This window comes from Flavobacterium sp. (assembly GCF_031363805.1).
Taxonomy (GTDB): Bacteria; Bacteroidota; Bacteroidia; order Flavobacteriales; family Flavobacteriaceae; genus Flavobacterium.
The window spans coordinates 1-7044 of record NZ_JANLVD010000131.1 but is presented as its reverse complement, the minus strand read 5'-3'; the positions used below and the strand labels follow the sequence as shown (position 1 = coordinate 7044).

Sequence of the window (7044 nt, the reverse complement as noted above, 5' to 3'; positions counted from 1 at the left end):
TATTTGGTTTAGCAATAACTTTAATTTTTATAATGAGAATTTTAATTGAATTTGTAAAAATAAATCAAGTAGAATTTGAAGAAGGAATGAAATTAAATATGGGACAAATATTAAGTATCCCATTTATAATAATTGGAATGTGTTTTATGGGTAAAAATTTAATAAAAAATAAGCCGACAAAATTGGTTTAATGCAATTATTGTGTCTGTTCGCTATCAATCGGCTTACTTTTCAGCAAATTTAAAATTTGATATTATCATTGAATTTCAAATCGATATATTCGTATTTTTATATAAAAAAGCGAAGAACACTTAAAATTCTCCGCTTTTCATTTTATCCAATTCAACTATTTTTTCTTTTTAAAAATACCATTCAACAAATCATTGGCGGTATTTTTTATAGCATCAGCTTTTTTTGTTTTGGTTGTATCGGCAGGGTTTTTGTTGCCTGTAATAATATTTCCCAAAGCAGATGTTCCTTGGTTTATTAATTTTTCTTTCTGATATTTTACCAATTGATTGGCCAAATTAGTAACAGCACTTTTCATGTCGGTGGTAATTTTTGGGCTTTTAAAATTCCCAGTCATCACCGCATTTATCGGCACATTTTGTATCTTACTCGCATCGGCAGGAGATAATTTTGATAAAATTTTATTTACTTCTGTACCCAAATATTTGGCTGGGACATCAAATTTTAAATTGTAATTCATATTTTGGTCAAAACCATGTGCACCACCAATTTCAGCAACAATATCTTGGTATTTAATCTTGAAAGGTTTCACATTTACTTTGCCATCGCTAAAAGTAAGAGCGGCTTTCAAATCGTTCAGATTTAATTTATTGACATCTAAAAATTTTACATTTTCAGTCAAAGCCGTCAGCATTTGAGAATTATTTGGATTTACCTTTGTTTCCAATAGCTGACCTATCATATCGCCAGAAAGGGTTTGCAAATTCGGTGTCATTTGTTTGGCATCCAAGTTTCCGTTTAGTTTTATGGTCGAATTTAATTTGCCATTAATCACGCCAGCAATTGGTGCTATTTTTTTAAGCATTTCCAATTGTGTGAAACTTTGTGCAATATCTACTTTGTTCAAATTTAAATCCATATTGAAAGTTGGCGTTTTCTCTTTGGTAGAAACCACACCATTCATCCCAATTTGACCACCAAAAACATTGGTTTTTACATTCATGAGTTTCACGGCTTGATCACGAATAATCATGATGCCTGAAACGGCTTTTAATGTCAAATTATCATAAACTACCGTATTGGCTTTTGCAGTAATTGAACAATCTAAAAAAGCTGGTATTTTTACTGAAGATGAACTACTATTGGTTTTTGATGTTGATTCGGTTTTTGTTTCTGATCCCGAACTTGGTTTGGTTGGCGACATAAAATCTGAAACCAAAAACTGGTTTGAATTCATATTGAAATTTCCTTTCAAAATTTGCTTCTTAAACATAAATCCATAAAAGTTATCCAATGTTCCTGTCATTTGAATATCAGATTTTCCAGTAGTTGCATTAAATTGATTTAGATTGATTCGACTTGTATTGAAAGCTACACTAGCAACATTGATTTTTACAGGTTTTGCCATTCCTTCACCAGCATAATTAAATCCTGTCAAGGTCATATTTCCAGCATTTTGAATATTTTGATATTGATTCGTTTCTACAGATTTCATGTCAAATTTTGTAATCACATCGGCCACCAAAATCCCTGAAAGCGGCGTAGATAATTTCACAGGATACGCTTTAGATACATTGGAAAGATTTATAGTTCCTTTCAATTCAGCAGCTATTAAAGCATTTGTAGCTACATTTTTTATATTGGCTTTCGCATTAAAAACATCTTGATCAATCTTAAAAGATAGTTTATCAAGATTGACATATGTATCGTTCATAATACCTGTTTCATTTATGATTTTGGTATCAATAACAATATTTTCAACAGATTTTGGCAAATTTGTATATTGAAAAGAACTGTTGGTTGATGCAATTGCAATATTAAATTTTGGAACAGTTGTATCAGTCAAAGTTCCATTTACTTTTCCGTTTACGGTAAAATCGCCTGTGGTTTTTACATCTTTTAAATTGCCAGCGTAGGCCGCAGGAATCAAACCAAGGAAGTTTTTGAAGGAAGAAGTTGGAGTTTTAAAAGTCAAATCATACACTTGTCCAGCATCCAATAATTGAATAAAACCGTTGAATTGAAGTGGCAATTCATTAATTTTTGCAGTATTATCTTTAAAAGTATATTTTTGATTGTCCAAATCAATTCCCAGAACGGCATCAAGTGTAATAGCCACATCGTTCATGTAATTCATTTTGTCCATATTCAAAGAAATTTTGGCTGTAGATTTTGTAATTAAATCTAGTTTCTGAGCTGCAAAATTTCCATTTCCTTCATGGTTCAAATCTTTGATGACCATTTTTATTTTTGAACGCTCGTCATAATATTTAAACTTGAAATTTTCAATTTTGTAGCTATTAATATTTAAAGCAAATGGTTTACTTTGTTTGTCATCTTCGGGTTTTTTATTATCTTTTATAGCAATATCAAAATTTCCAATGCCGTTTTTATCAAAAAGAATATTTGCTTTTCCATTTTTTACAGAAATCGATTGTAATCTCATGGCTTCGCCTTCACCCTTGAATAATTCTTTAATAGACATTTGCAAGTTTAATTCTTCAAACGCAACCAAAGTATCACCTTCAAACGGTGCTTTATTGATAATGACCAATTTTTGAATGCCAACATTCGCCAATGGAAAGTTTTTAAATAACCTCAAATCTGCATCTGCAAATGTCACCTTTGCATCAACATTTTCATTGATTGATTTTTCGATTTTAGCTTTGATTTGGTCTTTGAAAAAGATAGGAATCGCGAATAATGCAGCGATTATTACAATAAAAAAAATACCAATACCTATAAAAATTTTCTTTTTCATATTATTTGAATTTGCGAAAGCTGTTTTTTTTAATTGTAAAGTTACTATAAATTAATGCTTTTCAGTTATTAGTAAAACGGATTTATTGGTTTTTTATTTTTTTGATTTTAAATTTGGCCTAGTTTTAACATTATAAAAATTATAACAATATTCTCATAATCATTGAATTATAAAGAAAATAAATCTTAAAATTATATAGATTTAAAATGAAATTTTAGTTATTGAAACATTTTTTTGAATTTGAAAAATATTTTAATTAAAAAATCGTAATATTACACCACTAACATAAAAACAAAACAAAATGGGATTAGGTAGTTTTTTTAAAAATTTATTTGGGTCTAAAAAAGTTGATCAAGTGGTAGACCAAGTAGAAGAATTTGCTGACAATGCTATCGACAAAGCAAAAGAAGCGGCAGCACCACTTATGGAAAAAGCAGAAGGTTTTATAGACCAAGCGGAAGCAAAAGTAAAAGAATATGTTCCCCAAGCGAGCGAGGCTATTGGAAATGTAGTTGATTCTATTAAAGAGAAAGCGGAAGATTTAATGGGCAAAGGTCAAAATTTGGCACATGATGCTGTTGATACTGCAAAAGAAAAAGTAGTCAATTTTGCTGACGAAACGCCCGAAAAAGCTGGTGATGAAATGGCAGATTAATCAAAATATTTTATAAATAAAAAGCGGCAATTGCCGCTTTTTATTTATATGTAATTCAAAGCTACTTTATTTTTCTAAAATATCTTATTGCAAACAAAATACCTGCCATACTTCCTAAACTATTGGCCAATACATCAAAAAAATCGGCATGGCGTGATTTGGTGAAATATTTTTGTAAAATTTCTATTAAAATTCCAACTATTATAGAAACTATAACTAATAAAATTTTATTTTGAAGTAGAAAACTTTCTCTATATATTAAAAACCGATACCATAAAATTACGAATACGAAATACAGCGTAAAATGTATCAATTTATCAGCGTTTACAAAAGTGACATTTTTTTCAATAGTTGCAGGTTTTAGACACAAATAAAATATTAAAAGTGTCCAAGAAAGTGCTATCCAAAATGAAGGCTTTTTAAGCACCAATAAGTTGTTTATAAGCATCGCTTGAAAGTAACGAATCTATTTCTGCTGGATTTGAAATTTTAATTTTTATCATCCAAGCTTTTCCGTAAGGATCCGAATTTACCATTTCAGGATCAGATTCCAAGGAGCTGTTAAATTCTATAACTTCACCCGAAAGAGGCAAAAATAAATCTGAAACAGTTTTTACTGCTTCAACAGTTCCAAAAACTTCATCTTGTTTTAATGTTTGGTCAAGAGTTTCAACTTCAACATATACAATATCGCCCAATTCTTTTTGAGCAAAATCTGTAATTCCTACTGTTGCAATATCGCCATCAATACTCACCCATTCGTGGTCTTTGGTATATTTTAAATTTGCTGGTATGTTCATTTTATTTTTGTGTTTTTTATTTGAAACAAAAGTAAAATTATTAAAGAAATAATTTTACTTTTTTATGATTAATTTCCGAAATTATATCGCAAGGTCAAACCTGAACGAATATTTGTAATTGGAAACGAAGTAGAAATAACCGCTTTAGAAAATGAATAATCAAAAAAGAAAAGTGTGGTTAAGTTTTTGCTAAAAGCATAATCGCCAGTTAATTTTGCCGATACTATATTTTGTCCGCCCGCCAATTGATTATTGGTGTAATCTAAATTTCTAACTATAGTTTGGTTGTTCCTCATCGATAAATCGCCTCTTAGATTTATATCGCTTTTTATTACATTAGTTGGATTGTCAGCCAATCTGGTTCTAATTTTTACATCTTTAATTCTATAACCCAAACCTACTACATATTCAATACCTTTCAATTCTGTTAATAAATTATTATCAAAACTCAAAGCCAAAGTTCTGTCTTTTTTCATTTCGGCAAGAATTTTAATAGAATTTTTAAACTCTAAATCCATTCTTAACAAAGGACTAAACTGTTCTGTTAAATTTATATTTGAGATAATATTTTTATTTTGAAAATTCCCGCCAGCATCTACTGACGCTGGACTTGTATATTCCAAATTGGATCTAAAAGCATTCATAGTATAAGCAGCTTTATAAGAATGTTGCAACGAAAATCTTTTAAATTTATTTTTAAAGAATTTGTATCTCATTAAACCAGTATATTTAATAGCCCAGTTTGGAATAGGAATATTTCTAAAGGAGGACAATGAAACTTTACTTGCATCATTAAAATCGCTAGTGTAAGCAGCCATAAATGCTGGCAATAAAACCGCCTGATTATTTTTACCAAAACCTACTGGATAACCAAAATTTGGACTTGAAGTGTCGGTTTCGCGCGGAAAATTTGATGTTCCGTAAGATATGGTTGCTAGTCTGTCGGCAACAATTAATCTACTATTGGTAAATATATCAAATGCTTCTGAAGATACTTCGTCGCTTTTTGAAAATGAATTTCCAATCATGATTGTTGAAATAGAAAAGTTTCCAAAGTTATATGGCGATTGCGAAATATAATTTCCGTTTGAAACATTAAACTGTTCAGAAAAATTATCCGCAGAAGTTCTATCTGCATTTAAATCTATTTTGAAATCTGGAAACAAATCAATGTTAGCATTTGCGGTAAGCTGTTTTGTATTTACTTGTGTAAAATTCTGATTGAATTCAGGATAATTGGTCAACCAACCATTTTTTGCCGCTTCAAAACGAACATCATCTTGTAATCCAAAAACAAATCCTAAACTAGGTCTAGAAGATCCTAAAAACCCTATTGATGGCAAATATCCTGGCAAAAGTGTACCATTTGTTTCGCTATAATTTATTTGAATATTTTTCACACTGGTCACAACACCAATTAATCCATCAACCAAAACATTTGGCTTGTCATCTTTTGGTTTAACCTTTGGTTTTGCAACTATTTTCTCTCCTGGTTTAGGCAATACAACTGCAGGTGGCGGACCACTTTTTGGAATCGCACTTTTTGATCCCTTTTTAGTCAAACCAATATATTTATAAAACGAATCCATATTGAATGTGGTATTCAATTTATGCGAGTTTGAATTCTGAATCGTATTTCCTAAATTATAATTATTGGTACCATCGTTAATATTTTGCAACGCCAATGAAGCTCTTTGCCAATTGTAATTGCCTGAATAAGTGTAATCAGATTTTATAAAAGATAATAATGGAATTTTATTAATTGGCAATTCATAATTTGCAGTTAATTGCTGCGAATGTTGATTTGGTGTTCCAATATCTAAATAGTCATGCCAAATAGATAAAATATCAATTGGATTATTGCTTTCGTCTAAATAGTTTCTAACCAAATTCGCAGTCGTCGCAGTATAATTTAAACGCAACGATTTGGTCAAATTATAATTGAAACCATAATTATAATTGAACATATAATTTCGTCGATACAACGGGTCTAAACCAATTCCTTGCACTTCCACTTGACGAAACTTTTGCTTGTTATATTGTCGTAAAATGGTAGAACTAAAGTTTATATTGGATGGCAAAAAGTTAAAATTAAAATCGCTCAAAGCTTTCCAATAACTGCTTTTTTTAAAAAATTTATTATTTTTAAAAGGCTCAACTGGCTTCGATTTGAAAGTGTAGGCATAATCTGCTGAAGTTCTTAACTGTTGGTCCAATAATTCTTCAACTTCAAAATCATGGTGGTTTAATTCATTGAAAGAATAAGACAAAGTTAAATTTTCTGGATCGTAAAAATGTTGCTTTTGCTCTGCTCCTCTTTCTTTTCGAACTCCAATAAAATTCAAGCTCGTTCTTTTTGTATAGTCTATTGCTCTATTTTTAAGATTGTCTTTTTCAGCTTGATTTTCTGTAACTTCAATGAGTTGTTTTAATTTGATATCTTGGTTAAAAGGATCATACTCTGGCGTAATAATTTGTTCCCCAACAGCATAATTAAATGGCAGATTGATGCCCCATTTTTTTGGTAACAATTTCCCAGCACTCACATTGGTTACAATGTCGTATTGTTTGGCATTTTCTCTGCTTCTTTCGTTCGGACTTTGTTCCAATGATCCAAAACCTATGGTATTCATTCTTCC

6 protein-coding genes are annotated in these 7044 nt (G+C 30.4%); 2 read left to right on the top strand and 4 right to left on the bottom strand.

Annotated features, from left to right (window positions below):
* The coding region (locus tag RMN92_RS07955) for a prolipoprotein diacylglyceryl transferase family protein (protein ID WP_309608940.1) at positions 1 to 191 on the top strand (191 nt) is incomplete at its 5' end.
* A 155-nt stretch (positions 192 to 346) separates the two neighbouring features.
* Here the strand turns inward: RMN92_RS07955 and RMN92_RS07950 are convergent.
* Positions 347 to 2950, bottom strand: coding sequence for an AsmA-like C-terminal region-containing protein (locus RMN92_RS07950; RefSeq protein ID WP_309608939.1), 2604 nt, complete (start codon positions 2948 to 2950; stop codon positions 347 to 349).
* 301 nt (positions 2951 to 3251) lie between these two features.
* Between RMN92_RS07950 and RMN92_RS07945 the strand changes: the two genes are divergently transcribed.
* Positions 3252 to 3605 carry a YtxH domain-containing protein gene (locus RMN92_RS07945; RefSeq protein ID WP_309608938.1) on the top strand — a complete coding sequence of 118 codons (354 nt, stop codon included), beginning with the start codon at positions 3252 to 3254 and terminating at the stop codon, positions 3603 to 3605.
* A gap of 61 nt (positions 3606 to 3666) precedes the next feature.
* Here RMN92_RS07945 and RMN92_RS07940 read toward each other — a convergent pair whose 3' ends face one another.
* The 3 genes from RMN92_RS07940 to sprA form a co-directional block, all read right to left on the bottom strand.
* Positions 3667 to 4053 carry a VanZ family protein gene (locus RMN92_RS07940; protein WP_309608937.1) on the bottom strand — a complete coding sequence of 129 codons (387 nt, stop codon included), beginning with the start codon at positions 4051 to 4053 and terminating at the stop codon, positions 3667 to 3669.
* Complete coding sequence (gene gcvH, locus RMN92_RS07935) at positions 4025 to 4405, bottom strand: glycine cleavage system protein GcvH (RefSeq protein ID WP_309608936.1); 381 nt, start codon at positions 4403 to 4405, stop codon at positions 4025 to 4027. Before gcvH ends, RMN92_RS07940 begins: the two co-directional genes overlap by 29 nt.
* A 68-nt stretch (positions 4406 to 4473) precedes the next feature.
* Positions 4474 to 7044, bottom strand: a 2571-nt coding sequence (sprA, locus tag RMN92_RS07930; RefSeq protein ID WP_309608935.1) for a cell surface protein SprA, incomplete at its 5' end; no start/stop codon positions are given.

Bases quoted from the DNA above. Each gene is read 5' to 3' on its own strand.
- RMN92_RS07950 (WP_309608939.1), bottom strand. From the start codon at position 2,950: ATGAAAAAGAAAATTTTTATAGGTATTGGTATTTTTTTTATTGTAATA.
- RMN92_RS07945 (WP_309608938.1), top strand. From the start codon at position 3,252: ATGGGATTAGGTAGTTTTTTTAAAAATTTATTTGGGTCTAAAAAAGTT.
- RMN92_RS07940 (WP_309608937.1), bottom strand. From the start codon at position 4,053: ATGCTTATAAACAACTTATTGGTGCTTAAAAAGCCTTCATTTTGGATA.
- gcvH (WP_309608936.1), bottom strand. From the start codon at position 4,405: ATGAACATACCAGCAAATTTAAAATATACCAAAGACCACGAATGGGTG.